The 26,916-nt window shown below is 43.7% G+C and carries 32 protein-coding genes and 1 pseudogene; all 33 read right to left on the bottom strand.

Annotated features, from left to right (window positions below):
• Positions 1 to 3 precede the first annotated feature (3 nt).
• The gene (locus E5983_RS00185; RefSeq protein ID WP_160331927.1) at positions 4 to 705 is read right to left on the bottom strand and encodes a cobalt-factor II C(20)-methyltransferase; all 702 of its coding nucleotides are present in this window, start codon (positions 703 to 705) and stop codon (positions 4 to 6) included.
• A 3-nt stretch (positions 706 to 708) separates the two neighbouring features.
• Complete coding sequence (locus tag E5983_RS00190) at positions 709 to 1,479, bottom strand: sirohydrochlorin cobaltochelatase (RefSeq protein WP_160331928.1); 771 nt, start codon at positions 1,477 to 1,479, stop codon at positions 709 to 711.
• Positions 1,476 to 2,915 (bottom strand): uroporphyrinogen-III C-methyltransferase, encoded by a 1,440-nt coding sequence (gene cobA, locus E5983_RS00195; RefSeq protein WP_160331929.1) that lies wholly within the window; start codon positions 2,913 to 2,915, stop codon positions 1,476 to 1,478. The genes E5983_RS00190 and cobA overlap by 4 nt, the downstream gene beginning before the upstream one ends.
• Before the next feature lie 3 nt (positions 2,916 to 2,918).
• Positions 2,919 to 3,677 carry a precorrin-6A reductase gene (gene cobK / locus E5983_RS00200; RefSeq protein ID WP_160331930.1) on the bottom strand — a complete coding sequence of 253 codons (759 nt, stop codon included), beginning with the start codon at positions 3,675 to 3,677 and terminating at the stop codon, positions 2,919 to 2,921.
• The gene (gene cobJ / locus E5983_RS00205; protein WP_160331931.1) at positions 3,674 to 4,399 is read right to left on the bottom strand and encodes a precorrin-3B C(17)-methyltransferase; all 726 of its coding nucleotides are present in this window, start codon (positions 4,397 to 4,399) and stop codon (positions 3,674 to 3,676) included. The genes cobK and cobJ overlap by 4 nt, the downstream gene beginning before the upstream one ends.
• 71 nt (positions 4,400 to 4,470) lie before the next feature.
• Positions 4,471 to 5,535, bottom strand: coding sequence for a cobalt-precorrin 5A hydrolase (locus tag E5983_RS00210; protein ID WP_160331932.1), 1,065 nt, complete (start codon positions 5,533 to 5,535; stop codon positions 4,471 to 4,473).
• Complete coding sequence (locus tag E5983_RS00215; RefSeq protein WP_160331933.1) at positions 5,522 to 6,295, bottom strand: cobalt-precorrin-4 methyltransferase; 774 nt, start codon at positions 6,293 to 6,295, stop codon at positions 5,522 to 5,524. Before E5983_RS00215 ends, E5983_RS00210 begins: the two co-directional genes overlap by 14 nt.
• Positions 6,296 to 6,303: 8 nt before the next feature.
• Positions 6,304 to 6,861 carry a decarboxylating cobalt-precorrin-6B (C(15))-methyltransferase gene (locus E5983_RS00220; RefSeq protein WP_160331934.1) on the bottom strand — a complete coding sequence of 186 codons (558 nt, stop codon included), beginning with the start codon at positions 6,859 to 6,861 and terminating at the stop codon, positions 6,304 to 6,306.
• Positions 6,806 to 7,465 carry a cobalt-precorrin-7 (C(5))-methyltransferase gene (locus E5983_RS00225; RefSeq protein ID WP_331251083.1) on the bottom strand — a complete coding sequence of 220 codons (660 nt, stop codon included), beginning with the start codon at positions 7,463 to 7,465 and terminating at the stop codon, positions 6,806 to 6,808. Before E5983_RS00225 ends, E5983_RS00220 begins: the two co-directional genes overlap by 56 nt.
• Entirely contained in the window at positions 7,456 to 8,601 is a 1,146-nt protein-coding gene (gene cbiD, locus E5983_RS00230; protein ID WP_160331936.1) for a cobalt-precorrin-5B (C(1))-methyltransferase CbiD, read from the bottom strand. The genes E5983_RS00225 and cbiD overlap by 10 nt, the downstream gene beginning before the upstream one ends.
• A 3-nt stretch (positions 8,602 to 8,604) precedes the next feature.
• Positions 8,605 to 9,234 (bottom strand): precorrin-8X methylmutase, encoded by a 630-nt coding sequence (locus tag E5983_RS00235; protein ID WP_160331937.1) that lies wholly within the window; start codon positions 9,232 to 9,234, stop codon positions 8,605 to 8,607.
• A 10-nt stretch (positions 9,235 to 9,244) separates the two neighbouring features.
• Complete coding sequence (locus E5983_RS00240; RefSeq protein WP_160331938.1) at positions 9,245 to 9,919, bottom strand: precorrin-8X methylmutase; 675 nt, start codon at positions 9,917 to 9,919, stop codon at positions 9,245 to 9,247.
• A 33-nt stretch (positions 9,920 to 9,952) separates the two neighbouring features.
• Positions 9,953 to 10,891 (bottom strand): adenosylcobinamide-phosphate synthase CbiB, encoded by a 939-nt coding sequence (gene cbiB, locus E5983_RS00245; protein ID WP_160331939.1) that lies wholly within the window; start codon positions 10,889 to 10,891, stop codon positions 9,953 to 9,955.
• Between the two features lies 1 nt (position 10,892).
• Positions 10,893 to 12,248 (bottom strand): cobyrinate a,c-diamide synthase, encoded by a 1,356-nt coding sequence (locus E5983_RS00250; protein ID WP_160331940.1) that lies wholly within the window; start codon positions 12,246 to 12,248, stop codon positions 10,893 to 10,895.
• A 160-nt stretch (positions 12,249 to 12,408) separates the two neighbouring features.
• Positions 12,409 to 12,861: a cupin domain-containing protein gene (locus E5983_RS00255; protein WP_160331941.1), complete on the bottom strand. Its 453-nt coding sequence runs from the start codon at positions 12,859 to 12,861 to the stop codon at positions 12,409 to 12,411.
• Between the two features lie 12 nt (positions 12,862 to 12,873).
• Positions 12,874 to 13,968: an ethanolamine utilization protein EutH gene (locus E5983_RS00260; RefSeq protein ID WP_160331942.1), complete on the bottom strand. Its 1,095-nt coding sequence runs from the start codon at positions 13,966 to 13,968 to the stop codon at positions 12,874 to 12,876.
• Positions 13,969 to 14,057: 89 nt separating this feature from the next.
• Positions 14,058 to 14,342 carry a EutN/CcmL family microcompartment protein gene (locus E5983_RS00265; protein ID WP_160331943.1) on the bottom strand — a complete coding sequence of 95 codons (285 nt, stop codon included), beginning with the start codon at positions 14,340 to 14,342 and terminating at the stop codon, positions 14,058 to 14,060.
• 9 nt (positions 14,343 to 14,351) lie between these two features.
• Positions 14,352 to 14,948: a hypothetical protein gene (locus E5983_RS00270; RefSeq protein WP_160331944.1), complete on the bottom strand. Its 597-nt coding sequence runs from the start codon at positions 14,946 to 14,948 to the stop codon at positions 14,352 to 14,354.
• A gap of 10 nt (positions 14,949 to 14,958) precedes the next feature.
• Complete coding sequence (eutD, locus tag E5983_RS00275) at positions 14,959 to 15,588, bottom strand: ethanolamine utilization phosphate acetyltransferase EutD (RefSeq protein ID WP_160331945.1); 630 nt, start codon at positions 15,586 to 15,588, stop codon at positions 14,959 to 14,961.
• A gap of 13 nt (positions 15,589 to 15,601) precedes the next feature.
• Complete coding sequence (locus E5983_RS00280; protein ID WP_160331946.1) at positions 15,602 to 16,201, bottom strand: hypothetical protein; 600 nt, start codon at positions 16,199 to 16,201, stop codon at positions 15,602 to 15,604.
• A gap of 38 nt (positions 16,202 to 16,239) precedes the next feature.
• A complete protein-coding gene (locus E5983_RS00285; protein ID WP_160331947.1) occupies positions 16,240 to 16,512 on the bottom strand; it encodes a BMC domain-containing protein in 273 nt (90 codons plus the stop codon).
• A gap of 16 nt (positions 16,513 to 16,528) precedes the next feature.
• Positions 16,529 to 16,816, bottom strand: a complete 288-nt coding sequence (locus tag E5983_RS00290) for a BMC domain-containing protein (protein WP_160331948.1) — start codon at positions 16,814 to 16,816, stop codon at positions 16,529 to 16,531.
• Positions 16,817 to 16,834: 18 nt separating this feature from the next.
• The gene (locus E5983_RS00295; RefSeq protein ID WP_160331949.1) at positions 16,835 to 18,328 is read right to left on the bottom strand and encodes an acetaldehyde dehydrogenase (acetylating); all 1,494 of its coding nucleotides are present in this window, start codon (positions 18,326 to 18,328) and stop codon (positions 16,835 to 16,837) included.
• A 6-nt stretch (positions 18,329 to 18,334) separates the two neighbouring features.
• A complete protein-coding gene (locus E5983_RS00300; RefSeq protein WP_160331950.1) occupies positions 18,335 to 18,829 on the bottom strand; it encodes a BMC domain-containing protein in 495 nt (164 codons plus the stop codon).
• 18 nt (positions 18,830 to 18,847) lie between these two features.
• Entirely contained in the window at positions 18,848 to 19,501 is a 654-nt protein-coding gene (eutL, locus tag E5983_RS00305; RefSeq protein WP_160331951.1) for an ethanolamine utilization microcompartment protein EutL, read from the bottom strand.
• 13 nt (positions 19,502 to 19,514) lie between these two features.
• Positions 19,515 to 20,420, bottom strand: coding sequence for an ethanolamine ammonia-lyase subunit EutC (eutC, locus tag E5983_RS00310; RefSeq protein ID WP_160331952.1), 906 nt, complete (start codon positions 20,418 to 20,420; stop codon positions 19,515 to 19,517).
• Positions 20,421 to 20,435: 15 nt separating this feature from the next.
• Positions 20,436 to 21,806 (bottom strand): ethanolamine ammonia-lyase subunit EutB, encoded by a 1,371-nt coding sequence (locus tag E5983_RS00315; protein WP_160331953.1) that lies wholly within the window; start codon positions 21,804 to 21,806, stop codon positions 20,436 to 20,438.
• A gap of 14 nt (positions 21,807 to 21,820) precedes the next feature.
• Positions 21,821 to 23,257 (bottom strand): ethanolamine ammonia-lyase reactivating factor EutA, encoded by a 1,437-nt coding sequence (gene eutA, locus E5983_RS00320; RefSeq protein ID WP_160331954.1) that lies wholly within the window; start codon positions 23,255 to 23,257, stop codon positions 21,821 to 21,823.
• A 98-nt stretch (positions 23,258 to 23,355) separates the two neighbouring features.
• Entirely contained in the window at positions 23,356 to 23,616 is a 261-nt protein-coding gene (locus tag E5983_RS10160) for an ATP-binding protein (protein ID WP_414486739.1), read from the bottom strand.
• Positions 23,617 to 23,913: 297 nt separating this feature from the next.
• Positions 23,914 to 25,203, bottom strand: coding sequence for an ISLre2 family transposase (locus tag E5983_RS00325; protein ID WP_160331955.1), 1,290 nt, complete (start codon positions 25,201 to 25,203; stop codon positions 23,914 to 23,916).
• 161 nt (positions 25,204 to 25,364) lie between these two features.
• Complete coding sequence (locus E5983_RS00330) at positions 25,365 to 25,685, bottom strand: hypothetical protein (protein ID WP_160331956.1); 321 nt, start codon at positions 25,683 to 25,685, stop codon at positions 25,365 to 25,367.
• Positions 25,686 to 25,690: 5 nt separating this feature from the next.
• A complete protein-coding gene (locus tag E5983_RS09750; protein WP_237397550.1) occupies positions 25,691 to 25,978 on the bottom strand; it encodes a hypothetical protein in 288 nt (95 codons plus the stop codon).
• 3 nt (positions 25,979 to 25,981) lie between these two features.
• Positions 25,982 to 26,596: pseudogene (locus tag E5983_RS00335) on the bottom strand (MinD/ParA family ATP-binding protein); the annotation flags it as partial.
• Between the last annotated feature and the right edge of the window lie 320 nt (positions 26,597 to 26,916).

Consider the following 26,916-nt stretch of genomic DNA (forward strand, 5'->3'; position numbering starts at 1 on the left):
ATATTAATGACTCCTCTTTGTAACTAAAACTGTACTGAAATAACTTAAACCAGCTAAATCATGTACAGAAGACAGTGGGCTTTTGATTTCTTGATCCTCCATAGCCACTTTACTAACCAAATGACTAGTCTCCAATAAATCCAAACGTTCCAATAAAGACCGAACACGATCCATATGATTCGCAACCTTCATAATGACAACTGTATCGTGAAGAAGCAAGGCCTGCTCCAAGGTGTCCTCCGATGCTGTAGCAGGGATCACAGCTAAGGACTGGTCATCCATTGTTAAGGGTAACTGCAAAGTCGCCGCCAACTGGATAAAAGAAGGAATCCCAGATAAGGTCTCTGTTTCAATGTCTGTTCCGATCCTCTCTAACAGATAGCTATAAGTACTGTAAACCATCGGATCACCTAAGGTCACAAACCCTACATTCCACCCGTCCTTTACATCACTAATAATTTCACGCGCAATAGCGGACCATTGATTATTCTTTTCTTGAAAGGAAGAAATCATCGGAAAATGCCGTTGTTTAATACATAGCTGTGGGGACAAGTGTGGTTCCACAATACTCAATGCTAAACTTTTCCCATTTTTTCTGGACTCTGGTGTGTAGAGAATATCAAGATTCGCCAAGCACTGAACAGCCTTCACTGTCACGAGATCACTATCTCCTGGTCCAACACCTATACCATAAAACTTTGCCATAAGTCATCCCTTCCTTCTACGTTGAATATGCTCCACAAAAAGATTTTGAATCCACGGTCTTTCTCCAAGCCCCGTCAAATCAATCTCAACTTCAAATCCCTCTTCTCTTAGACGACTAGCCCAGGAATCTTCTTCTCCTGCCAAGTCATTTTGGGCATGGTCCCCTGCCACCAACATAAAGGGAACTAGGCGAACTCTGTGAACCACTCCCTCTCGTTTCCAATTGGCTATAATTTGCTCAAAATCTGGGTAACTTTCAACACAAGCCAATGTTAAAGAAGAACCTTGAAAAAAATGATCCATAGCCGCATAGGACGTAAAAGAGCTATGCGAACTGCCATGCCCCATAAATAGAGTCACTTCTTCACACGAATCTGTATGATAGGCGGCTATCAATTCCTCAGCAACATGGCGAAAATCTTCTTCCCTAACTAAGAGAGGATCACCTACCACCAGTTTTTTAAATTGTTCTATATAAGGTTGGCTGTCTGTCAAAATTTTATGGTATTCCGAGCCAGGTATGATATGTAGCGGCTGAATAAAAACCTCTTGAATACCTGTTTCTAACAACTCCAAAAGAAGTTCTGCAACAGACGGAATTCGAATCCCCTCCAGTCTTTCAATCTTCTTCCGAACCATGCCCGATGTATAGGCTGAATAAACCATTTCTTGAGGAAATTGAGCTTGAATCCGCTCTTCACAAGCTTGAATCGTTTTTATTCGTGTTTCTCGGTAGCTAGTACCAAAGCTAACCACAGCAATTGCTTTCTTCATTTAGCGCTCCCCTCTTCACTATATACAAATAAAGCCTCCACCAAACTCTGAAAATCCGGTCGCTCAGAAGATACGATATTCTTGTAGCCAGCTTCCTCCATTAAGGTACGGGTTCGCTGCCCCATTACAAAAACAGGGATATTACAATGAGCAGTTGCAAGCCCGATAAAGTCGCGTGCTGCTCGGCTATTTTGCAAACAGACCGCAGAAGATCCGGAGAAATAGTCATCCTCGTCCATAGGTGCCACTTCCCAACCATGCGTTACACAAAGTCTCTCCTGACCGTAATAATCTGCCAACTCTTTCTGCTGATCTAATGAACAATAAATTTGATAATCCTTATTTTTTACTAATTGAGGATCACATAGATACGGGCTCTGAGAGTCTGGATAAAGTCCTCGCTCTTCCATAAAACTCTGAACTAGGTGACCCAAAGCCCAGATTTTGTTCTCTGCAAGTGAACGAATATCTCTAGCTTCTTGCCTCAAATCCTCCACAAAAAGTTGCCAGCTTCCAACATCAGCAAAAGCTAAGATTTCCGACGAGGAGTCCGATACAAACGAAGGTAATTTTTTCATATTTTTTCTTCTAGGGAAACTCCTCACCTGTGCTCCGTAACTTCTTAATAATTCAGATAAACGAGAAGCTCCTTCTTGAATTAGGATTGATTGTCCTTTTAAGGGCAGTGATTCATAGGTATTCAAGTCTTGGCTAAAGTTAACCACATCCCCTACTACAATCAGACATGGAGGTTGGTAATGTGCTTCCTTCACAAGAGCGAGGATTGTTTCTAATGTCCCTATTAAAGATCGTTGCTGGGGATGTGTCGCCCATTCAATAACCGCTACAGGTGTTGATAGAGGATAATTTCTTGCTACCAACTCCCCAACAATAGTTTCCAATCTTCCCAACCCCATTAGAAAAACAAGAGTCCCTTTTAAGGCCGCAATTGCTTCCCAGTTGAGCGCTTGCTCCTCATCTTGAAGGTGGGCTGTAAATACATGGAAGCTGGTTGCCCGATCTCGATAGGTCATTGGAATCCCTGCATAAGTGAGTCCCGCCATTGCTGAAGTCAAACCAGGAATCACTTCAAACGCAATTCCCTCAGCTTTCAACCTCATAGCCTCCTCTCCTCCACGACCAAAAATATACGGATCTCCACTCTTTAACCGGACAACCTTCTTACCAGCCTTAGCTTCTTGGATGAGAATGCCCTCGATCTCCTCCTGAGAGATTGTTTTCTGTCCCACTTCCTTACCAACAAAAATCCTACGACAGCTCCTTGGTACGTAATCCAGAAGAGCAGGATTTACCAAACGATCATAGACCACCACATCTGCACCTTCGAGACATCGTCTTCCTTTTAGGGTCAAAAGTTCCAAATCTCCGGGACCAGCCCCCACTAAGCTAACACAACCTTGGAAATCTTTCTGCATGGCCTACATCCTTTCCGCACCTAAATAATCTTCCAACTCCTCCAATGTCGATACCTGATTGGGATAATTCACAAGCGGACGAGCAATAATCAGACATGCTATTCCCAGTTCCAAGCAAGTATCAATCTTCTCCCGAATTCCGCCAACTGCTCCGCTCTCCTTAGAAACAAATACCTGAGCTTTCGCTCGCTTCCACAATTCTCGGTTACATTCTTTGGAAAAAGGAGCCTTTAAAGCATCAATCTGATCTGCTACTAACCCCAAACTCTCACAATGAGCTACTACTTCTGAAGTAGGAAGGACACGCGCTTGGAAACGTACATTTGGCAGACCAGCTACAAATTGGTCAAGCGTCTTACTACCAGTCCCCAAGTAAACACTGGTAAATCCCTGCTCCCGAATCCAAGCAATCGCTTCCTGTGTTGAATGGACTACTTTGGCACCAGATAAGTCAGTTGTAGTTGGTCGCTCAAACCTTAAATAGGGAATTTGAGCTAGATCTGCGGCTCGTATAGCTTCTTTAGAAACCAAGTCTGCAAAGGGATGAGTAGCATCTAAAATCCCCCGAATTCCCCTATCCTTCACCAAAGCTAGCATTTGTTCAGCTGTCATACGCCCCTGAATAACAGGCTGTCCATATTGAAAAGCTAAATGCCTCCCATAATCCGTGACAACCGAAGTAATGACCGGTAGATTTAAACTAGCAAAGAGGGCTAAAATCGATTGACTATCAGAGGTCCCACCTAATAGTAAGTAGGTCATAGCCGGTACCCCCGAGGAGTGATCATACGGCCATTTTTAACATAGGTTTCTTTATTCCCAACAATCACAATCGAGGTCATATCTACCAAAGTCTCATCCACCTCATCAAGTCTGGTCACAATCATCTCTTCCTCTTTCCGGCCAACATCCTTCCCAATGCCAACAATGGTCGCACCCGCTTTACCCGATTCCAAAATACTTAAAGCTCTAGCCAGATGATCAGGGCGTCCCTTACTTCTAGGGTTATAAAGACAGACTACAAAATCCCCGTCAGCAGCTGCTTTTAGACGCCGCTCAATCATCTCCCAAGGGGTCATCAAGTCACTAAGACTAATATGGCAAAAATCGTTCATCAAAGGAGCGCCTAGTAAGGCAGCTGCCCCTAAGCTCGCTGTAATACCCGGAATGACTCGAACCTCCAAGTCAGAGTCTTCATCCAACAATTCTAAAATCAATCCTGCCATCCCATAGACCCCAGCATCTCCACTGGAAACAACAGCTACAGTCTTCCCTGTTTCTAGTGCTAAATCAATAGCCTTTTGACAGCGGTCTACCTCTTTACGCATTCCTGTTGATACTTTTTCTTTGCCTTCTAATAGATCCTGAATCAGGCGCATATAGGTTGCATAACCAACAATAATTTCAGACTTTTCCAAGGCTTCCAAGGCTTCTTGAGACATCAATTCCTTCTTGCCTGGTCCTAAACCAATTACATATAACATCTATCTACTTCTCCTTTATGAGTTTTACCGATTCAAAAAATAAGAGGACTTTATGTGCTTTAGCAGTATTGTCAGCAATCAAAAGCTTTGGCATCAGCAAGCGCAAAGGTAGCTCCCTGGAAAGCAAAACGCTGACTCAAGACTCGCCCATGACTCGCAAGATCTGCACTAGCAAGAGCCACACTACCGACACCAACCGTTTGCCTTACAAATTCTGATTGGGGATAGTTAGCAGCCACCAACTGCAGTTGCTCTTTCGAATACGTTTCAAAAGGAATTTGCAAGCGTTCTGCTAATTGACAAATAGCCTTTTCCTCTTTTTTAACATCAATACTTACAAGACGAGCTACTTCTCTTGGATCAATTCCTTGTAGTCGGCAAAATGTGTGAAATCCCTCTTCAAAAATTGCTGGATCTAAATCCTTACGTGCCCCAACCCCTACTAAATAAGGCTTCGGGCAAAGACAAACCTGTTTTTCCCTTTCTGAGTACTCTTGCGGCTTTAAGGTCAAAATAATCAATGGGAGATTTTCATCCTTTAGTTTATCTATCTCCTCGCGATCAACCATCTCTAATCCAGGAAGATTTTCTAGCCAATCTTTTTCTTGGTAACAAGCAATCGACTGACCCTGTGCTAGCCAACGATTAAAGGGAACAATGTAGGGGCGAAGGGCCGGTGTCCAAGCATTTAGAGACTTGGCTAATAGGTCTAAGGCAGTAACTCCTTGGACATCTGTAGCCGTTGTGATAACTGGATCTGCCCCAAGGAGTCGCCCAATCGTCCGAGCCCAAGCATTGGCTCCTCCTAAATGACCACTTATAAGACTAATCACATGTTCTGCTTTCTCATCTAAAACAAGAACAGCGGGATCTTCCGTCTTATCTTTGATGACAGAAGCCAGTGAACGGACCACAATCCCTGTAGCCATAATGCAGATAAGGACATCAACCTCTTGAAAGAGTCTTGCAAGTCCTGCCTTGGCTCCGCCTTCCAAGAGATACACCCCTTCTTCCCACAACCGTTGAGGAACTATAATCGAACTCGATTGTGGCAATACAGAAGCGAGACGAAAGGCTGTCTCTTTTCCCTGCTGCGTCAAAGCGACTATCGCCACTCGTGACCTAGGATTCATCATCTATTTGTCCTTTACGAAATTCATGTGCAAACTGTTTATGGTAAAGTTTAGAATAGTAAAATTCTTGACCAAGAAAATCTCCTACGAGAATTAACGCAGTCTTTCGAATTCCAGCCTCCCGTACCTGATCTGCAATTGTTTCTAAGGTTCCCTTGACCACCTTTTCTTCTGGCCAGGTTGCTTTATAAATTACAACTGCAGGAGTTGTTCGAGGATAGCCTCCTTGAACCAATTCCTCAACTACCGTCTCAATCCCTTGAACGGATAAAAAGATCGCCATAGAAGTCTGATGCTGGGCATAACTTCTCAAAGATTCCTTCTCCGGCACTGGTGTTCTACCGGCCATTCGGGTGATAATAACACTTTGCGATACCTCTGGAACGGTATACTCTGTCCCTATACTAGATGCTGCCCCTAAAAAGGAACTAACACCTGGAGTACAGTCAAAATCAATTCCTCTCTTTTTCATTTCCTCCGTTTGTTCACGAATAGAACCATAGATAGAGAAATCTCCGGTCTGTAGACGTACCACTTTCTTGCCCTCACGGACACCTTTCTCCATGGCGTCAATAATCTCCATCAAATCCATACCAGCACTATCGTAGATTTGAACGCCATCCTTGCAGTAATCTAGCAATTTTGGATTTACAAGAGAACCAGCATAGATGACCACATCCGCTTGACTCAACTGACGGTAGCCCTTCAAAGTGATTAATTCAACATCACCAGGACCGGCTCCTACAAAGTGTACTTTTGTCATGACTCTCCTCAACTTTCTTTTTTGCAGGATAGAATAAAGGTGGGATTTTGTGGTTTAAAATAATGTCCCGATCCCAGTCCAGTCCACTGACTCGATTGAATAGATACAAATTCTACATCTACCCATGACATGGAGTCTGCAATTTGATAGGCTTCTAAAGCATTTTCCAATAAGATAAAATTTAAAACCAATCGGCCACCTGGATGTAATAAGCCATGACACCAGGAAAAAATATCCGCCATCTGTCCACCAGTGCCTCCAACAAAGATTGCATCAAAATAACCCGATAGATCCACAGGTGCTAAACCTGAAATCACTTCAAGGTTCTCACATTCAAAATGAGTTCGATTTTTTTGAATCAACTGAACCGCTTCTATTTTTCGCTCAATCGCAACGACTTCTAATTGCGGATATTCCAAGGCAGCCTGGATAGAGATGCTCCCCGTCCCAGCACCGACATCCAAGAAACGTTTGGCTGTCCGTAAGTCCAACTTATCAATCGAGACCGCCCTAACATCCGCTTTTGTCATTGGCACCTTGTCCCGTAAAAATAGAGAATCTTTCATTAATAATCACCACCACATTCATGTCATACGTACGGTCTTCAACTTCTTCAGCGCTATAGATTTCAATCCTTTCTTCGGGATAGCTTAAATTTTCTCCAATGATAAAGTACTTTTGACAACCTCTCATCAAAGATTCCTGAGCTAGTTGATAGGGTCCGATTTTTTGATCGGTTACCATAAAAACTTTCTCAAGAGCAAAAATACGATCATAATCGGGATTTTTCGCATGGCTGCTCGTAATATAACTATCATTCAAGGGTAAAGAAATGCGACTAGCCAAATACTGAATCGAACTAATACCTGGCCAAATGCGAACACTTGTAGGAAACTTCTCCGACAACCACTTTCCAAGACCGTAGATTAAGGGATCTCCCGAAACCAGATAGACTAGATTTTGCTGCGGCATCTCTTTACTAAGAAGTACTGCTAAATCTGCTAATTTCTTGGGAGCTATTCGTTCTTTGTGTCGATAAATATCGGGGACAACCGCTAGATGCCGCTTACTTCCAATAATTTTATCAGCCTGCTGAAATAGTCGATCCTGTGATAGAAGCCCCAAGTCCGGATTCCCGGGACCAATTCCAATAACATCAATCATTGCCACTCCTTTTGTAAGTATTCCAAAGGCTCCGTTGAGGCGAGATAGCCTGTCCGAGAAGCAAAGAGAACAACATCAATCTGGACCTCTGGCTTCCGATTTTTAACAAGTCGGAGACAACGTTGTTGAATCTTGTCAACCAGAACCTGATACAGATGCTGGTAGCCTGCCTGCTCGATCAAATCTCCAGCAGCCTCTGTTGTTAAACAGGCATCAATCTCCCTTAACAAAGGCAGAGGAGCTCCCAGCAGGGCCAAATTAGCAACCAGTGTCTCCATACGAGCATCAGCATCTTTGCTATGAGTTGAAAAAACTCCTGCTGCAATCTTGACAAATTTTCCCATATGCCCCACAAGCAAAACCTTCGTAAAACCAATTCTTTGAACCTCCTTCAGAATATGGCCTACAAAATTACTCATATTGACAATCAAATGAGGAGAAATTGAAAAATGCTTGCGAACAAAAGCTTCTCCGTAATTCCCAGGGACCAGTACAACTGACCGATATCCCTGTTGATACAACATTGAGAGTTCTAGACTAATAGCTGCCTTCCAACTATCCTCTGACATCGGATTGACGATACCAGTAGTCCCCAGTATCGAAATCCCACCCTCAATTCCCAGTCGAGAATTATAGGTCAGTTTTGCAACCTCTTCTCCCTCAGGCACAACAATTTCCACATGACCCCCAAAATCTGAACCCAATAATGAACGTAGCGATTCTTCAATCATTCTTCGGGGGGTCGGATTAATAGCAGCCATACCAACAGCTAGAGGCATCCCTTTCTGCGTAATTCTCCCTACACCGATACCACCCTCAATGGTGATAGGTGTATTTTTCCTATCTAGCCGAAAATAGGCGTAGATAAGCAGACCATGAGTCGCATCAGCATCGTCTCCGCCATCCTTTCGGATAGCTGCCCGTGCTCTATCTCCGTCAAACCAAGCATCCTCCACTTGCATCCAAACATCCTGACCGGAAGCAGTACGAACCAAAACACGCTCTACCAAATCTTGTTCCAAAATCATCTGCGCAGCTGCTACACTAGCTGCTGTTGCACAAGTCCCGGTCGTGTAACCTTTCCTGAGTTTCTTTCCATTAACATATGCATAGTCAGAACTTTGATCTATTTCTCCCACCATTCTCTACCCCATTCTTTCTGCTAATGCATTTACAATTGCAGCTGCTACTGTACTTCCTCCTTTTCTACCAAGAGCAACAATAGCGGGTAAAGAGCTAGCATGTAATTGTGCTTTCGACTCAGCTGCCCCCACAAAGCCTACAGGGACACCAATTACAGGTACCGGATCCAATTGTCCTTGATCTACTAGCTCCAAAACTTTAAAAATAGATGTTGGTGCGTTTCCAAACACAAATAGCTTGGGGCCTGGGAGAGCAGCTGCATGCTCAACAGCGGCCATAGAACGCGTAATCCCCTTCTCTTTGGCCTCTTTAAAAATCTCTGGGTTATTTACTAAACAACGGTACTGAACACCCAACTTATCCAATAAGGAAGTCCGAAAACCACCCAAAACCATCGTCGTATCTGTAAAAATCGTCCCCTTTTTTCGAAAAACCTCTTGAATTGCTTCAATAGCTTGATTAGAAGACTGAATCGTTTCTAAATAATCAAAATCTGCTGTCACGAGTAAAACCCGTTTTAACATCCACTGAAAAGTCTCCTCTAACTCCTCCAGCTCAGGATACTCTTCTGCTAATCGTTGCTCAATCCATAATAGTTGATCTTTGTCCTTTGTCGATTTATGGTAGCCCATCTCTAATCCCTCACTCCTGATTTTGCTTTGTAGAATAGCGGACATAGTCCTCTGTTTCCACCTGCCCTGTTTGATACAAAATGGCATTCAGCACAGCAACGACCAGGGTTGCCCCACCTTTATAACCTGCATTCACAATACTGGGAAGACTTGATTGACGGACAGCCTCCTTAACTTCTAGAACATCTTGAAATCCAACTGGTAAAGCTAAAATAGCCGCAGCATCAAGTTCACCCGCATTCATGTTTTCTAATAAATAAGTCAATCCCTCTGTACTTTCTCCAAAAGCAAACAGTTTTGGGCCGGCAATCTCCTTGGCTAAATCAATCGCTTGCTGGGCCCTTGTTTTTCCAGACTTCAAACCACAGCCTTGTGGAACAAGACAGACATAGGTCACCCCCATCTTATCTAAAACTCGTTTATTAATCCCATTCAAAGAAATGGGTGAATCAAATAGGATCGTTCCTTTTTCTTGAAACACAGACAGAATACTCTCTATAGCATCTTGATGGAATTCCAAGGTTTTCAAATAATCAAAATCTCCCGTTGTGTGAATGCAACGTTTAATAATAGACTCCTCCATCTCCGATTGAAACTGATAATCAGGATACTGATCCCTAATCTCTGATTTAATGATTTGAAAACTTCGCTTTTCAATCGAAGATGGATTTTTTATATAAGACATGTAATTTCCTCCCCTAATTCTTCCATTCCTGAATCAACCGATATAGACCTTGTATAAAATTCCTAATAGGAGTACAAAAAATTCTACTAGATACATCAGTTTAATGGAAAGAGTGATATCTCGACGTGAAATAGGACGTAATTCGTCTCCAATCTTAGGCTTATCAATCCATTCTCCATGATAAAAATGACCACCTCCGAGTTGGATACCAAGCGCTCCGGCTAGTGGAGCCTCTGTAAAAGCACTATTTGGACTAGCATGCTGATAGCGGTCCCTCCAACCGATTCTTAAAGCCTCTTTTGAATTCAAACGAAGAAGAACCGATGAAGCAATTAACAGAAACCACGTTAAACGTGCAGGAATCAAGTTAGCTAAGTCATCCATCCGAGCGGCTACATAACCAATTGTTTGATAGGCCTCGGTTTTATAGCCAACCATAGAGTCTAAAGTATTCACTGCCTTGTATACAAGAGCCAGTATAGGACCTCCTAAAAACAAAGCCATTAATGGAGCTACGATTCCATCCGAGGTATTTTCAACAACAGTTTCCACTGTAGCTTTAAGAATCTCTTCCTCCGATAAATTTTGAGTCTCTCGTCCTACAATCATTCCTACTTGTTGACGCCCAGCCACTAATCCACCCTGCTCTAAAGCGAACTGAACTTTCCGAGCCTCTAACTCCAAACTTTTAGCAGCCAAGCAGGTATAGGATAGATAAATCCAAACTAGCCAATAGAGCCAAGCATGGACTCTTTGCGCCAAAAATAGTCCAAGGCAAGCTACCAAATAAGTTCCCCCGACAGTAGAAATCCAGAGCAGAGCACCAAACACATGAGGATGAGTCTTTCTTAATGACCAGCCGAGGCAGTAAGAAATCCAGTTCCCCATCCATTTAACAGGATGAGGCCAGTGATAGGGATCTCCTAAACACATATCTAGGACAACAGCAACCAGAATCGCCATTAGTTGCATCTCAATCCCTCCTTAAACGATGAAGCCATTGGTAAAACAAATTTTCGGACTGATAAAAATGAACATGCAGGTAGCTTGCAAAACTATTCCCTTTTTGATATCCCCCTTCCCAGCTTGCCACCCTCTCGCCATCTCGCCATTTTTCCAAATGTAATACTGGTTGCTCCTGCGTCTCAAAAATAGAATGGTGGAATTCATGACCTAAAACAATCGTTCCCTTCGGCCCAAATAAGGTATCCTCCTTGCAGACTGCTCGACAATACCCAAAGCGTTTCAACCGCTTTGTCATTCGACTGACTCCCTGAAAAATTCCGACCATGGAATGTAAAGCTCCTTCGACTTCCAAAAACTCCCCTAAATACATAAGACCACCGCACTCAGCATAGATTGGTTTTCCTGCTTGATGAGCTTCTAAAACAGATTGACGAAAAGAAACATTCTCCGCTAGCTGGTCTGCAAAAACTTCTGGAAAACCACCTCCAAAATAATAAGCATCAGCTTCTGGCAAACGGGTATCTCTTAAAGGACTAAATGGAACTAGAGTAGCCCCTACCTTTTCGAGCCAGCTCAAATTATCAGCATAGTAAAAGTGGAAAGCTTCATCCTTGGCATATCCCAAACGCAAGGGCAAAGAAACAGAAGTTGAAAAAGGAAGGGAAGCAGGGCGACTGTCTGAATCACAGCAAGCTAATATTCGATCGATAGCAATGGTCTCCAGAGCCCGTCGTCCCAAATCTAAAAAGAGTTGATCTAATTCTGCCATCTCTTCCTGAGGAACTAAGCCTAGATGGCGAGATGGGAGTATAAAAGAGTCCTCTTTTTTTAAATAACCAAAAACTTCTACATTGGTATAACGTTCAATCGCTCCCTTAATCAACTCGAAATGCTGCTGAGAAGCAACACGATTGATAATGACGCCAACAATTGCGACATCTGGATCGAATTCAGCAAATCCCTTCACAACAGCTGCTGCTGAAGTAGAAGTCGACTTTCCATCCACAATCAAAATGACTGGAATCCCTAATCTCTTAGCCACAGCAGCTGATGACGCACAATCTCGATCCGTTCCTAGACCATCAAACAGTCCCATAACGCCTTCAACTAAAGCAATATCAGCCTGTAACCACCCCTCCTGATAGGTCCCTCTTAAAGCCTCTACATCTGGAATCATAAACATATCTAAATTCCGAGAAGCCCGCTGACTAATCCGACTATGGTAAGCTGTATCAATATAATCTGGTCCTACCTTATAAGGTTGCACCTTATACCCTTTTAAAATTAGTGCCTGGAGTACAGCTAAAGTAACGGTCGTTTTGCCAACTCCACTTGAAGTACCTGCTAAAAGAAATTGTTTCATCGCAACTCCCCCAGAAGAAAAAAAGGTGCTACAAAAAAATCATTTTTTGTAGCACCTTTGCTCTCCACTATTGATCTCCACAACGCTGTGGTGAGGTTCCAATCAGAATCTCATGTTATCTTTATTCTAATATAAAACCGCTTTCATGTCAATCACTAAATTAAGAATTTTGCCAATCTGCCGGATAGGTCACGTAGATAAAACGCGCTTTGTCCGCAACAGAGAACTGAATATCACTTCCCTTAGGAATAAAGAGCACTTCCCCGGGGCCGGCACTCATGACCTCGTCGCCGACAAGGATGTCTAAGCGACCCTCAATGATATAGTCAATTTCATCATAGTCTAAATGCCAAGGGAAGGTGGTCTTCTCCATGGTCATCAGACCCAGACCCAGGCGAGGACTTTCCTCTAGGGTTAGGAGGTCTCTTGTATAGACCTGATCTTTGGGATTGCCCGTATCCAGACGATCCTCTGGACGTACATCCAGGCTTGTTAAGGCGATGGAAGCTACGCCTGCCTTGCTAACCTTTTTAGCACCCACTTTTGTTCCTAATTCCTCTAGCAGAATTTTGCGAACCAACTCTTCTAGTTGGTGGCGTTCAACTTCACCCATTCTAGGTCTCCTTTACACTTCTTTTTTTGTGAGGAAATAAGCCAAAAGAACTGCTGTTATTCCCCCTACTAATTTTCCAACCATCATTGGAACAATCATCTCTGGACTTTGACCGGCGGTAAAACCTAGATGGTCTCCGATTACAAAGGAGGCGGATACCGCAAAGGCAACGTTGATGATTTTCCCACGTCGATCCATGTCCTTCAACATCTGGAACATGGCGATATTGTTAGCCAGTGAAGCGACGAGACCTGCCGCTGCCACTTCATTCATCCCCAACGATTTTCCAATTGCGGATAAAGGTTTATTGGCAACTTTCGTAAAAATAGCTACCAAGCCAAAAGCTCCTGCCAGCGTTACCGCGATCGTTCCGACAACTTCAAAGGCTTCTTTCAAAATATCGGTCCCCTCAGGATACAGGCTGACCAGCCACTCATTCCCGGTTAGGAGTTGGGCAGCACCAAAAGCCAGACCTAGGGTCGCAATCATGACAATGATTTGTCCAAAAACTTCAAATCCCTTAATCATTTTTTCAGGAGCCAGGGAAAGACCTAGGAAGATAAGACCAGACACTAGAATAATCGGGATAAGGCTGACAAACAGTGTCCCAATCGTTAGGCCTGGAACCAAAAGACCTCCTAACAAGCAGCCAATCGGCACTGTTACAAGACCATACAGAATTCCTCGGGCCAATAGTGGTCGGTCGTCTTTTTCGATAATTCCCAAGGCGACTGGAATCGTAAAGACGATTGTCGGCCCCATCATCGACCCCAGAACATAGGCAGCAAATTGCCCTACAGCTGGATCCTGGGCGAGGCTCAGCGCTAGCGGAGCTCCTCCCATATCATTGGCAATAAAGGTGGTTGCAAATAGGGATGGGTCGGCCCCCACCAAACCATACAGAGGAACAACAATCGGTTTTAACAAATTTGCTAAGAGCGGTGCTACAACCATAATCCCAGCCATGGAGAGCGCCAAGGCTCCCATGGCCATAATCCCTTCTTCGAACTGCTCACTAAGTCCTAATTTACCTCCGATACACTTATCAATGGCACCGGCAATCATAAACAGGACCATGATATAAATGATGATCTCATTGATACTCATATTATCCTCATTTTTCCTTTAAAATCGAAGAGTGAGTGCCTGTTAAGATTCCTACTCAAAACATCAGACGCTCACCCCACTCAACTCTTTTACCCTGTTGAAGTATCCGCTTCCAGGAAAATTTTATCAATAATTCCGACAATCAACATGTCGATAGGAATCCCTTCTCGACTCAGACCGATACGTGCAGAACTTCCCGTTGTTACGAGAACCTGGTCTCCTTCGCCAGCCCCAATGGTATCTGCTGCAATCACAAGGTTTGTCGCAGCTTGCTTTCCTTCTAGTTGACGTTCCACCACTAGGAACTTCAAGCCATTTAAGCTCTCTTCCTTCCTAGTGGCCCACAAACTTCCTCTGACCTTTCCAACAAACATAAGACTTCCTCACTCTTCCAGCAAAATATGATGGCGCTTCAAGAAGTCCCGAGCCAAGGCGGTCACAATCGTTCCCGGTTCAAGCTTAAAGACAGCTCCGTCCTGCAGATTCATGTCACGTAGTTTCTTTTCCGTGATGAGTTGCTTTTTGGACGAATGAGAAGTGCTTTCCTGACCCTTAGGACTTGACTGGCTCAAATAATGACTGAGACTACCACCCCGAATCCCATAGGAAATCAATAGGCGTTGTGCTTCCTTGATCTTTTGAGCTAGAACTCTTGGGATAGACGAGTTAGATTCCAGTTCTTGAAACCAATCCACTATAAAAACGGATTTCCCTGCCAACATCCGGTAAAAGATTTCCTCCTCTAGGCCTGGCTGGGGAACAAGCTGGGATAAACGAAGTAAGGAGGCCAAGGGCAAGTCTTGAATCAACCAGTCATCCGCTTCATGACTGGTTTCCACTAAACGAAAACCTGCCTGGGCAACCTTTTCCCGCAATTCATCTGTTCCTCGGACACAAGCCCTTGGTAAGGATTCTTCTGCTTGAATCTTATCTAAAATACGGGTGGTCAACTCCTGAACCAGTTTCTCCATATCTTTCATCAGTTCCCCCTTAGTTTTTCTTCAAAATCCGCCCCCGCATGCCCTTCTTAAAGCCTGCCGCATTGGCTTCATCATAGTCAATATGCATATAGGTTGCAAACTGAGGACTTACCCGAATCACAACATCGTCAAAAATTAAGGGGCGTTCGCCGTAAACCTGAACTTGGACAATTTCATGATTGGAGACACCTGCTTTGGCTGCGTCTTCTGGCGTCATATGAACATGCCGCTTAGCAACAATGAGCCCCTGGTCAACCGAAAGTGAGCGGGTGCCATTTACGAGGACAAAACCTGGACTTCCATTGATGTCCCCACTCTCACGAATGGGAGCTTTAACACCCAAAGTTAAACAATCAGTTGCCGATACTTCAACCTGACTAGCCGATCGTACAGGACCAAGAATCACAACATTTTGGAAGGAACCTCTGGGACCAACCAGTGTCAGTCTCTCCTCGCAAGCATACTGACCCGGCTGTGATAAATCTTTGGCCTTGGTCAGCTGATAGCCCGGACCAAATAAGTGATCAAGTGCTTCCTGACTTAAATGGATATGGCGGCCACTAGCCTCTACTTCAAAGGTCGTATCCAGTTCCTCCTGGATACGCGACACAACTTTTTCTACTAATGATTCAAATACCACGGTTTCCTCCTCTTTAATCTTCCACCAATTGCCAAAGCAATTCTTCCAAATTCCGCAAGAGGTGAGCTAAGCGATGAGCAACCTCACCCTTTCCGTCATTTTCCAAATCGATCCTTACTTGACGAAAGAGACTATAGAGCTGGTACAACTCCAATTGCCACCGATCCAAGCGAAAATCGGTTAGGAGATGAGCTTTGTCCAATCCTTGATTGAGAATCGCTTCCCCCAAATCAAGATTTAGACCATTCCCATAATCAGCTAAATCATCTAGGAGGTGACCTTGATACATTTGCGTCAAGATGAGTCGATACTTCTCTAATTGCTGGAGACGGCTGTCTTCGTAAGCCTCATACAGCGACTTTTGGACGAACAAAATCTGAACCAATAAGGGCTCGATTCGATACAAAAAATGCTCAGGCTCTAGAGCCACCTTTTCAGAGGATTCCAAAGGCAATTCCTGCTCCTGTAGGAAAATCTGGATGTTCCGCTCTTTCAGAAAACTCTTAGCAGCCGGTGTCAAACGATCTTCCTTCCTTAACTCCAGCTGACCATCTCGAGAGAGAGCCAGCTCCTTTAGGATTTTACGAATTTTAGCTTCTGTATATACTGGCATCTTAATACTCCCTCAAGCTTTGGCTACAAGCTCCCGAGTTACTTGGGTAAAATAACTTCTACTTCCGCATGCGGGCGTGGAATTACATGAACGGATACCAATTCGCCAACATTTTCGGCTGCTGCAGCGCCTGCATCTGTCGCTGCCTTAACCGCGCCAACATCGCCCCGAACCATAACGGTTACCAAGCCGGCACCAACCTGCTCTTTGCCAACAAGTGTCACGTTAGCAGCCTTAACCATGGCATCGGCTGCTTCAATCGCGCCAACCAAGCCTTTTGTTTCTACCATTCCAAGTGCATTTGCGTTCATTTGATTTCTCCTTTACTTATTCAGCTGTTTTTGATTGGGGTAAAATAACTTCTACTTCTGAGTGAGGGCGTGGAATTACATGAACGGATACCAATTCGCCAACATTTTCGGCTGCTGCAGCCCCCGCATCTGTCGCTGCCTTAACCGCGCCAACATCGCCTCGAACCATAACGGTTACCAAACCTGCGCCAACCTGTTCTTTCCCAACTAGCGTTACGTTAGCAGCCTTAACCATGGCATCTGCGGCTTCGATTGCGCCGACTAAGCCTTTTGTTTCTACCATTCCAAGTGCATTTGCGTTCATCTGATTTCTCCTTTATCGTTAAAGATTTTTACTTAATTGGGCCAAAACACGTGTTACGAGTTCATCGAGCAATTCCTCACCAGCTAGACTGGTATCTACCTGACAACAAGCTTCCTTAACCTCTGCAACTTGGCGCTCGGCTTTCCGTAAGTCCGCCAATTCTTTTGTCCCATAGGCAATGCGCCGAATGTTGAACAGGTTTGCAGGGCTGACATTATCAGAAGTTGCACTGCCTCCAACAGCCCCACAGCCTAAGGTGAAGGCTGGGAACAGTCCCGTTGTAGCTCCGACACCACCCAGGGCAGATCCTGTATTGACCAAGAGGCGAGAAACTGGTTTTTTCAAAGAAAATTCTCGAATAATCGTTTCATCTTGAGTATGTAAGCTCAAGGTATGACCAACTCCCTCATGATGGAGGATCTTCAAGCTCAAGTCACAAGCTTCTTTCCAATCCTTGACGGTATAAAAACCAAGGACTGGCCCGAGTTTTTCATAGGAGTACGGGTGGCCTTTCCCAACCCCGGTCTCTTCTGCAATCAAGACACGCGCATCATTAGGAACGTCAATCCCCGCAGCCTTTCCAATTTCCACAGCAGGTTTTCCAACCATCCGCGGATTCATCATACCATTGGGTTGGATGACAAAAGCTCCCAACTTACGCGCATCCTCTTCCGGTACAAAGTAGGCCCCCTGCCGTTTAAACTCTTCAATCACTTGAGCCTTGCTGACTTCCTCAACGATAATCGACTGCTCGGAAGCACAGATAACACCATTATCGAAAGTTTTCGAATCCAAAATCTGTTGGACTGCTCGTGGAATATCTGCTGTTTTTTCAATAAAGGCTGGGCCATTTCCTGGGCCAACTCCGATAGCAGGGGTTCCAGAGGAATAAGCTGCTCGAACCATGGCATTGCCACCGGTAGCCAAGATTAGATTAGTGTCCTTATGCCGCATGAGTTCATTGGTAGCACCAATAGACACCCGGTGAATACAACTAACCGCCCCTTCCGGACAGCCTGCAGCCAAAGCCGCTTTATTAATAATCTCAACCGTTTCCTCAATACTTTTTAAAGCATTGGGATGGGGTGAGAAGACAATACTATTTCCTGCTTTTAAGGCAATCAGAGCTTTATAGATCACCGTTGAGGTTGGGTTGGTTGACGGAATCAGCCCCGCTACAACACCGACCGGAACAGCGACTTCTGTTACCTTGTTGACAGTATCCTCTCTGAGAATCCCAACCGTACGCATGTCTTTGATTTCTTCATAAATTCCCTGGGAGGCTAGGGCATTCTTGAGTACCTTATCCTCCCAGCGGCCAAAACCAGTTTCCTCTGCTGCCATTTTAGCCAGATGAACACGTTGTTCGTAACAGGCTTTGGCTACAACTTTAACAATCGTATCTATTTGCTCTTGACTCATCTGGGCCAAGATTTTCTGGGCTTTTTTAGCCTTCCGAATGTGGTTCCGCACTTCTTGGATTGAAACCAGATCCCTATCTTCAATATACATCCGATCCTACTCCTCTTCTACTATCTGCATCAAGGCTTCTAGCAATTGTTGCTTATTGGCAAATTTAATGTCCTTCTTGCTGAGCCCAATCCCCTTTTCCTTGTAAGCAAGACTTCGTAATTTCACAACCTTTAGTTTCTGTAACTGGGCCAAGTCATATTTGGGACTTATTACAGGAGTCCAGCTATCGTCATCAAGGACTGGCTCAATAGCAATCCCTTCTTCTGAAGCTTTTGTCATCAACTGCTCAGTTTGCTCATCTAACCGTGCAATGACATGGCTGGTCAGATAGTAAGGCTGTTGCTCCAAAGCTTCGCGTGCTGCTTCAACGGCTGCTCGAACCGCCCCAACATCGCCCGTTAGCTGAACTGTTTTCATCCCTGACTTAACAGTCTCGATATTGATTAACGAGATATTGGCTGCCTTTAAAGCAATATCCGCCGCCACTACCGCTCCTAAGAAGCCCTTGACCTCAATTAAACCAAGTGCTCTACCCGCCATCTCCATCACCTTCTATCCTTAGTATGTCCGCGAATCATCGGCAATGGATTCAACCGTGCGTGCAAAAGCATCACAGGCTGCGCGACAGGCTGACTGAGAACCGACCAACAACCCCCCGGCAAAGTTGGTCTCACTTGGTGGTCCATAGAAGGCTCCAATTTGTACATCTGCAGCTTTTAAAGCCGCATCCAAACCAACCATGGCTTCTGCTGGTGGAGCAATGAGATAGGCAATCGCGGTTCCTTCTGGAGCATTGGCTGCGGCTGAAAGGTAGGAACCTGCCCGCGCGATACAGTGAGCAAAATAAGGAATACTGTTATCCTCATTCGCACTGATAAAGGCTGCTCCATTTTCAATTTCATAAACAATGACATCCAAGGCGCTGCGCACCTCTTCAGGATTTGGGCCAGCGACAATTCCAATGACCTCACCGGCCAGTTTTGTGGATGCATTTCCGGCTCCGGCATACATACTCCGAGCATAGACAATCTCTACATCAACAGCTTTTGTAGCTTCATCTAAGGCTACATAGGTCACATCATCTGAATCGGAGGTCACAATCCCCAGACTCCGGTGATGCGGTTTCAAGTCTAGTGAAGCAGCCAAGCCTGCATCCACATTTGAAATTAGGAGCGAACTGAGGACAGTTGCTGTTAAACGTTCTTTCTTCACGATTCCTTCCTCCTTAAGATTTCAAGTCTACACCAGACTTTTTATTGTCCAAAATCTTCTTAATCAACTCAGCGACATAGGCTCCTGCTTCAACCGCTGGCGTTCCTCCACGATGGATATTTGACAAAACGGTCCGTCGAGCTTCCGGCATGCCCATGGTTGGCTTATAAGCCAAATAAGCACTCATTGATTCAGCAGTTACCAGCCCTGGCCGTTCACCGACCAACATACAAACAACTTCAGCCCCCGTGAGCTCTGCGACATGATCCATCGCGCCAACCCGCGCATGTTTGATAAACAAGACTTCTGCAAAATCCAAACCAAAAACCTTCAATCCCTGCTTCAAGGCAGGCAAGAAGTCTGCCAAATTGGCTTCGATGGCCGAGGAACTGAGACCATCCCCTACAATGATTTGCACCTTAGCTTGTGGTCGACACCGATCTTTAATAATGGCTTGCTGATCTTCTGGGAAAATCCGCCCTAAATCGGGTCTTGTTAGGTACTCATCCTTACTCTGGGCAGTTGTATGGACAGGGATCATCCCCATTTTTTCTACAAAATCATCTGAAACGTAAGAGAAGACTGCATCCTGAGCAGCAGCATGGTCTGCTCGAAAGCGCAGAACTGACTGTGTCTTGTAGCGGGAACCAGCCCGCCACAATCCCAACCGAGCAGGGGTAAACTTTTTAATCTTCCGATAAGCTTCCTCGTTTAAGGCATGAGGAATTAAAAACTGCTCTTGAATATCCACTTCCGTGATATCCGGGATCATTCCGTCCTCAATGGAACTCTCTTCAAAATGAGGACTCGCTTGAGCCACTGGACTTTCTTCCACTGATTCTGTCACAGGTGCCACAGGACTTGTGGTCATTTCACTCAGCATTGACCGAATCATTTCTTTTAATTGCAATTCATCCACTAGACTATCCTCCTTCTATTGTGGTTGCATAAAGACAGAGCCGTCGCCACCAATATCTGTTAGGCGACCATCCTTCATCAAGCCCATCTTTTCCATCCACTCTTCAAACTCTTTGATTGGACGTTTGCCAAGCAAGTCCCTCATCGCAGCTGTTTCATGATAACCGGTTGTTTGATAGTTGAGCATGATATCATCACCATGAGGAATAGCCATGATATAGTTGACGCCCGCAGCCCCTAGAAGGACTAGAAGATTTTCTGCATCGTTTTGATCGGCCTTCATATGGTTGGTGTAACAAATATCACAGCCCATAGAAATACCTGACAATTTACCCATGAAATGATCTTCCAAGCCAGCCCGAATAACCTGTTTTGAATCGTAGAGATACTCTGGACCAATAAAACCAACCACTGTGTTAACCAAGAACGGATCAAAGCGTTTGGCAAAACCATAACAACGAGCTTCCATGGTCACTTGGTCAGCATCATAGTGGGCATCAGAAGACAACTCCGAACCTTGACCTGTTTCAAAGTACATGACATTTGGTCCAGCTGCAGTCCCGACTTTTAGGGCCGTATCGCGTGCTTCTTGAATAGTCTTCGCATCAAAACCAAAGGCTGTATTTCCCTTTTCAGATCCCGCAATCGATTGGAAAACAAGACCGGTTGGTGCCCCCTGGTTCATAGCTTCAATCTGAGTGGTTACATGGGCTAGTACACAGTGCTGGGTTGGGATTTGATACTCCTCAATAAAGTCGTTAAACTTGTGCAAAACACGTTTGGTACTTTCAACAGAGTCATCTACAGGATTCAATCCTAGAAGAGCATCTCCACAACCGTAGGCAAATCCTTCCATAGTTGAAGCCATAATCCCATCTGGATCATCGGTTGTATGGTTGGGTTGTAAACGCGAAGAAAAGGTTCCCGGACGGCCAATCGTGGTATTGGCCGTCTTGGTAATAACAATTTTTTGAGCACCAAGGATCAAGTCCAAATTGGTCATCAATTTAGCAACGGCAGCTACCATTTCTGAAGTCAATCCCCGTGATAACCATTGGATATCGGTATTGGTTGTCCGATTATCCAAAATCCATTCACGGAGCTCTTCGACCGTCCAATTTTTAATTTTTTCATAGGTTCGAAGATTGACATCATCAATAATAATGCGTGTAACTTCATCTTCCTCATAAGGGACAACTGGATTGTTGAACAAGTCTGATAACTTTAATTGTGCCAATACAACCTTGGCTGCCACTCGCTCCTCAGCAGATGTTGCCGCAACGCCTGCTAGTTGGTCTCCAGACTTATATTCATTGGCCTTAGCCAATACTTCTTTTACAGAAGAAAATTCATAGACACGTCCAAATAATTTTGTTTTCAAAATCATGAATGGCTTCCTCCTTAGGAATCAAAGACCAGCGTCTTAACAACCACTGGTAAAACTGAACCCGCTACAATCGGGTTGCCAATATCGATGTAATCTCCGTTTTGGACATCCACCGAATCAATACAAACGAAGGGATAATCAGCTGGCAGGCGTACAAAGAGACTCTGGCCTAAAACCTTAGCCATATCTTCCCTTAAAACAACGACTAAGGGGAGACCTTTAGCCAGGGTCTCAGCCATCCCAGCAATAATGGCATCCGCATACTCTTCAATTTTTACAAATGACGGACTGCGTTGCCCTTCTAGGGCCAGAGCCACTTGCTGGACCTCATTCTCCAAAGAAAACCAATGCAGTTTATCTTTAATAATTTGGGCCAAGCGGGAACTCTCGAGCTCTTCATCTTCTGCCGACAACTTGAGGACTGGAATATTACGAAGAGGTAGGGTATTTTCAATATAGGTAATGGTGCTGCCACTGACATCTGTTGTATGGCTCCCTGCTCCTACAACCGTAGCCCGGATTGTCTCGCTCGCCTGAATCACCGTTCGCTCTTTGAAAATACGCGAATGGGCCAAGGAGCGCCCCAAAAGAATACCGATATCTCCGTACAGATAGTCATCCAAACCCTGATCAGCTGCCAAAATTGCGTCTGCAACTCCGCCAGAAAAAGAAACACAGCTAATAACTTGATCCAATTTCAAGGCATGGTTGGTGACCAGTAAATCGTAGTAAGGACAAGTTCCCTCTAACCCCACAGCCATTTCTAGGACCTCTGTTAGAATCTGAACCAAACGGTTCAAATCTGAAGGATTGACTGTTTTACCAAGCTCCAACTGCAGCCCTTCCTGCTGAATAATTTGCTGCAGCTTAGGAGCAATATAGGTCAGGCGGTGACTACTTGGATCAAGCTTGATCAAGCGACCGCCGATATCAAAGCAGGCTGTATCCTGGAGGTCTCCTTCTCGAAACAAGGCCAGATTAGATGTGCCGCCGCCAATATCGATATTAACAATCGATGTATGATGCTCCTGAGAATACTGATGACTGCCTGCTCCCTTGCCAGCAATAATACTTTCCAGATCCGGACCTGCTGTTGCCACAACAAAATCCCCAGCATAACCGCTGAGTGCCTGTAAGACTTGAGCGGCATTCTCTTTCCGAGCGGTTTCGCCAGTGATAATGACAGCCCCCATTTGAATGGCTTCTTTTTGGATACCCGCCTTTTGGTACTCTCTTTGGACAAAATCCTTAATCTGATCAACCTCAATCAAGAGCTGATCCGAAATAGGCGTAAACAAAATGTCACTCTTGTACAAAACTGTTTTATTCGTTATATAGACACGTGGGATTGTAAAGACAGATGCAATATTTTCAACAGTTAGCTCTGACAGAACCAGTTGCGTTGTTGCAGTCCCCAGATCCAATCCCACACTTAGGATTTTTTCAGACATGAAAAACCTCCAAAAAAAAGACGCTCAAAGAAGCGTTCCCTATTTGGAACCTCTTCTTCAAGCGTCATTGCTTTCTCATCCACAACGTCGTAGCGAGATTAGTATTTAAAAGTAATCGTCGTTTCTGTCCCCCTTGGACCGGAACGACTTTTTAGTTTTCCAGATAACTTCCCTTGAACAAATCGTTGCACAAGAGTTAAACCTAGACGATGGTGACTTCCGTCACCTTGAATTTTATAACCGTTTCCATTATCGGCTACTAACAGTCTTATTATACCGTCTTTTTCCGATAATTGCAAGCGGATTCTTTTTGCCGTATGTGTTTGGAATTTTGAGAAATTAAAAAGTATGAAGAGCATCGTTTTGAAAACGCTGTTTTTTTCAAAATAAAACTGAACAAAGAATCATTTCACCTTGCTCAGTCACTTGACTTCTACTAGTATTTACTGTAGAATATCTTATGAATCAAGCAAAAGTAGGGTTTTTGTTTGATTTTAGCGGAGCGTTCCAGCGCTTCGCTTTTTTCTTTGTTTCATTAAGATTATTATACCATCTTCACACACAATGTCAATACTTTTGGCAAAAATCTTCATTAAAGCACAAAAATTCTTACCTGTCAAATTTTCCCTGATTTCGAATTTTCATATATTTTATAGTCAAAGTTTTAATTTCGCATGTAATTTAGCAGTCGGCTCGTAGGTCTTAGGAATCCTTTTATGAGAAAATCTCCAATCAACCGTGTTGTTCAATTCCTCAAATTCTTCAAACTCCTTTCTCCAATCTCCAAAAATCAAATCTCTCAGTTCTCCCTGCTTCTCCAAAACAATCAATTTTGCAATTGTCTCTGCTCCTGTATCCGACCAATACATTCCTCGATTTTTCATCCGATAGGTTAGTTTTCGATGGTTCGATTCAATGATTCCGATTCCTCCTTTTGAAATCCCTCTCAACTCACAGGATTTAGTATGAATAAAATCTCTTCTCAGTCTTTTGGAGAAACTCTGAAAGGATTCTATTTCTTTATCCGTCTGTAAACAGGATTCCAAAGTATCCAAAGCCACCTTTAATTTGTCTCGATCATGGTTATAAATAGCCTTGAAAAATAATGAAGCCTGTTCTGGATAAAGCCCCGTTGCTCTTCGGATCTCTCTTAGAACATGAAATTCATCCCAAAAATATTCATGTTGTTTAATCTTCAGTTCACGAGCGATATTGCAAAAACTCCGATAGCTATAGCCTACACCTCCGTCAGAATTTGTAATCAAAAGAGTGCTCTCTGTGATTTTATAAGTCCGCTGAATATAAGATAACATTTCTTCTCTAACCTTTGAAATCGATAGTCCTACAAATTCCTTTTTCTCCACCAAACAAAAGCGATTTTCACCTACTTCCTTACTGCCACAATGAACAATGTAGTGGTGGAGATGCACATTGGTTCCTCCACTTGTTTTAACCAAAACATCATCTCCCTCCAGATAAAGAACATCAATCGGCCGCAACATCTCTTCTTTTGTGAAAGACAGAATCATGAAATCCCTTTGATTCCTCAGTAGTTCCCCCGCTCTCTGCAAAACAGAGAAAACACTATAGCTAGAAATGGACAGATGATACATGGTTGATAAAACCTCAGTAACCTGCTGATAGCTCATCCGTAAGGATAAATCCAACATCGTGACTTCAACTTCTTTTGAAAAGCGATCATACTTGTCTAAGCCCAACCATTCATCAACTGGAATATAAAGCTCTCCGTCCCGATACCAGCGATTCCGATAAAAGGTAATCTCCCCCACTAAAAAGACGACCGTTCGTTGAATACGATTTTTCAAAGTATAACCTCGAGCAAGCAAGGTCAACACTAAACTTTCATCGTATTCCTCGATTTTCTTTAGAAATTCTCTCCTCACTTCCTCGCTATAATCCACTAATAATTTTCTTTCATCTAGCATAATTCTTCTCCTTTCAAAAGTCAGTATAGGAGCTTTAACTAAATCTGACAAATCTTCGCAGATTCAGCTCATTCAGCGCCCATACTTTTGATAATCGTAAATCATTATCATTTTTTGAAAAGAAAAAGAGCCCTATCCCAAAGATAGAACTCTGACACGAATTATGAGCGATTCTCTCTCCACTCTTTAATCCATTCGCTAATCAAATGATAAGCCATATATGCCATAAACAGCCAGAAAAGCGCAATCAAAAGAGATAGGAAATCTGCAATAAAAGAAAAGCCACCTGAAAAATGAACACCTACAGATAACAACAAAATCGGCAGTACCAGAGCAGGCGCAAAATAGAGAGCCAACAAACCTAATACAAGCATGAAGGCCATGTTAATCCCGATCCATTGAAAGAAAAATACGATTGTTGCGATTCCAGAAACAGCCGCAAGAAACATCAGTAAAAGTATTCCAGAATAGATTCTAAACATGGTATCTAGTCCTCCTTTGATTTTAGTTTTCGCTGCATCTTATCCCACTCTCGAATGATTAAATTCTCTAAGTACTCAGATGCTGACTTTGCCCGATGAAAATTCACCAAATCCTCTAGTTTTTCATAGCGGACATCATAGTGAAGTGAAAAAGGGTAGCGTTGTTTTTTCTCGTATGTTTCAGGAGAAACAGGAGCACCTTGTCTTTTTCGACCTCTTTTTTTCCTGCTGACAGATTGGTTTGAACTTGATTCAAACTTCTGCTTTAATTCCGCAAATTTGTTCTCAGTCATCAATCAAGATCCCTCCAATACTTTCAAAATGGATTCATATACAGATTCGATATTAGCGTAAAAATTTCGATGCGCCTTTTTTTGCTGTTCAGTCATCTGCTTCTTTTGTTCAAAAACATTTTGATTCAATACTAGGCTTTTAGCCATCAGTTCCTTTTTCTGAACAGACCCCAGGTAGTAAGGGTCTTCTTGCACCACCTCTAAAAACTGCTTACAGGTATCGGTTACATTGTGTCCATAATATTCAATCTTGTTTCCGATGAGGTAAGGAGTCGCTGTCACATAGCTCTTTCTTGTCACCACCTCGATAGCTTCATCCTTAATCGATTGAACAAAGCGCTTTAGCGATAACCAGGCACGAAAACCATTTGTCGAAGCATCGGTTACCCCCAATACTAAATCTGACACCGCTATAAAATTAGCCGTTACAAGACTTTCATCATTGTGAGTATCAATCAAAATCACATCAAATTGTCCTGCTAGCTCTTCAAAATGATCACTGAACCACATAAAGAGTTGAAGATACTTGTTATTCCGACTAGACAAATCCAAGTGATCATCTGTCAAACGTTCGTCTCCTCGAATCAAGCTGAGATTATCTGTAATTTGACAGATTTCAGGGCACCTCTAAAAACTCATACTTATTGACGCCTTATTTCAAATAAGTAGGTATTCCTATTTGGTAGTGCGGACGTGAGCAGCCTCCTTCGGAGTTTCATCACTAGATTTTGAGACAAGGTCTCAAAATCTCCGCCATCTAGCAGTTGTTTCCAACTGCTGATGGTTCCACTACAGTAGAAATACCTGCTTTTCTTTATTTTCACTCCCTAAGTTTTATGAGATAATAGAACTACTAAGATCAACGAGGTACTATCATGCTATTATTTTCCGACGATGAACGACTTCTAGAAAAACTGTCACAATTGGGAAATCAACTA

It is taken from the genome of Streptococcus danieliae (assembly GCF_009767945.1).
GTDB classification, from domain to species: Bacteria; Bacillota; Bacilli; order Lactobacillales; family Streptococcaceae; genus Streptococcus; species Streptococcus danieliae.

Coding starts and splice junctions, on each gene's coding strand:
- E5983_RS00260 (WP_160331942.1), bottom strand. CDS start 13,968: ATGAGTATCAATGAGATCATCATTTATATCATGGTCCTGTTTATGATT.
- E5983_RS00295 (WP_160331949.1), bottom strand. CDS start 18,328: ATGTATATTGAAGATAGGGATCTGGTTTCAATCCAAGAAGTGCGGAAC.
- cbiB (WP_160331939.1), bottom strand. CDS start 10,891: ATGCAACTAATGGCGATTCTGGTTGCTGTTGTCCTAGATATGTGTTTA.
- E5983_RS00280 (WP_160331946.1), bottom strand. CDS start 16,201: ATGCCAGTATATACAGAAGCTAAAATTCGTAAAATCCTAAAGGAGCTG.
- E5983_RS00250 (WP_160331940.1), bottom strand. CDS start 12,248: ATGAAACAATTTCTTTTAGCAGGTACTTCAAGTGGAGTTGGCAAAACG.
- E5983_RS10160 (WP_414486739.1), bottom strand. CDS start 23,616: ATGCTCTTCATACTTTTTAATTTCTCAAAATTCCAAACACATACGGCA.
- E5983_RS00210 (WP_160331932.1), bottom strand. CDS start 5,535: ATGATGAATCCTAGGTCACGAGTGGCGATAGTCGCTTTGACGCAGCAG.
- cobA (WP_160331929.1), bottom strand. CDS start 2,915: ATGCAGAAAGATTTCCAAGGTTGTGTTAGCTTAGTGGGGGCTGGTCCC.
- E5983_RS00235 (WP_160331937.1), bottom strand. CDS start 9,234: ATGGGCTACCATAAATCGACAAAGGACAAAGATCAACTATTATGGATT.
- E5983_RS00265 (WP_160331943.1), bottom strand. CDS start 14,342: ATGTTTGTTGGAAAGGTCAGAGGAAGTTTGTGGGCCACTAGGAAGGAA.
- E5983_RS00285 (WP_160331947.1), bottom strand. CDS start 16,512: ATGAACGCAAATGCACTTGGAATGGTAGAAACAAAAGGCTTGGTTGGC.
- E5983_RS00270 (WP_160331944.1), bottom strand. CDS start 14,948: ATGAAAGATATGGAGAAACTGGTTCAGGAGTTGACCACCCGTATTTTA.
- E5983_RS00315 (WP_160331953.1), bottom strand. CDS start 21,806: ATGATTTTGAAAACAAAATTATTTGGACGTGTCTATGAATTTTCTTCT.
- E5983_RS00300 (WP_160331950.1), bottom strand. CDS start 18,829: ATGGCGGGTAGAGCACTTGGTTTAATTGAGGTCAAGGGCTTCTTAGGA.
- cobK (WP_160331930.1), bottom strand. CDS start 3,677: ATGACCTACTTACTATTAGGTGGGACCTCTGATAGTCAATCGATTTTA.
- eutA (WP_160331954.1), bottom strand. CDS start 23,257: ATGTCTGAAAAAATCCTAAGTGTGGGATTGGATCTGGGGACTGCAACA.
- E5983_RS00215 (WP_160331933.1), bottom strand. CDS start 6,295: ATGACAAAAGTACACTTTGTAGGAGCCGGTCCTGGTGATGTTGAATTA.
- cbiD (WP_160331936.1), bottom strand. CDS start 8,601: ATGGTGGGAGAAATAGATCAAAGTTCTGACTATGCATATGTTAATGGA.
- E5983_RS00290 (WP_160331948.1), bottom strand. CDS start 16,816: ATGAACGCAAATGCACTTGGAATGGTAGAAACAAAAGGCTTAGTCGGC.
- E5983_RS00190 (WP_160331928.1), bottom strand. CDS start 1,479: ATGAAGAAAGCAATTGCTGTGGTTAGCTTTGGTACTAGCTACCGAGAA.
- E5983_RS00330 (WP_160331956.1), bottom strand. CDS start 25,685: ATGTTTAGAATCTATTCTGGAATACTTTTACTGATGTTTCTTGCGGCT.
- E5983_RS00220 (WP_160331934.1), bottom strand. CDS start 6,861: ATGAAAGATTCTCTATTTTTACGGGACAAGGTGCCAATGACAAAAGCG.
- cobJ (WP_160331931.1), bottom strand. CDS start 4,399: ATGTTATATGTAATTGGTTTAGGACCAGGCAAGAAGGAATTGATGTCT.
- E5983_RS00185 (WP_160331927.1), bottom strand. CDS start 705: ATGGCAAAGTTTTATGGTATAGGTGTTGGACCAGGAGATAGTGATCTC.
- E5983_RS00240 (WP_160331938.1), bottom strand. CDS start 9,919: ATGTCTTATATAAAAAATCCATCTTCGATTGAAAAGCGAAGTTTTCAA.
- E5983_RS00325 (WP_160331955.1), bottom strand. CDS start 25,203: ATGCTAGATGAAAGAAAATTATTAGTGGATTATAGCGAGGAAGTGAGG.
- E5983_RS00255 (WP_160331941.1), bottom strand. CDS start 12,861: ATGGGTGAAGTTGAACGCCACCAACTAGAAGAGTTGGTTCGCAAAATT.
- E5983_RS09750 (WP_237397550.1), bottom strand. CDS start 25,978: ATGACTGAGAACAAATTTGCGGAATTAAAGCAGAAGTTTGAATCAAGT.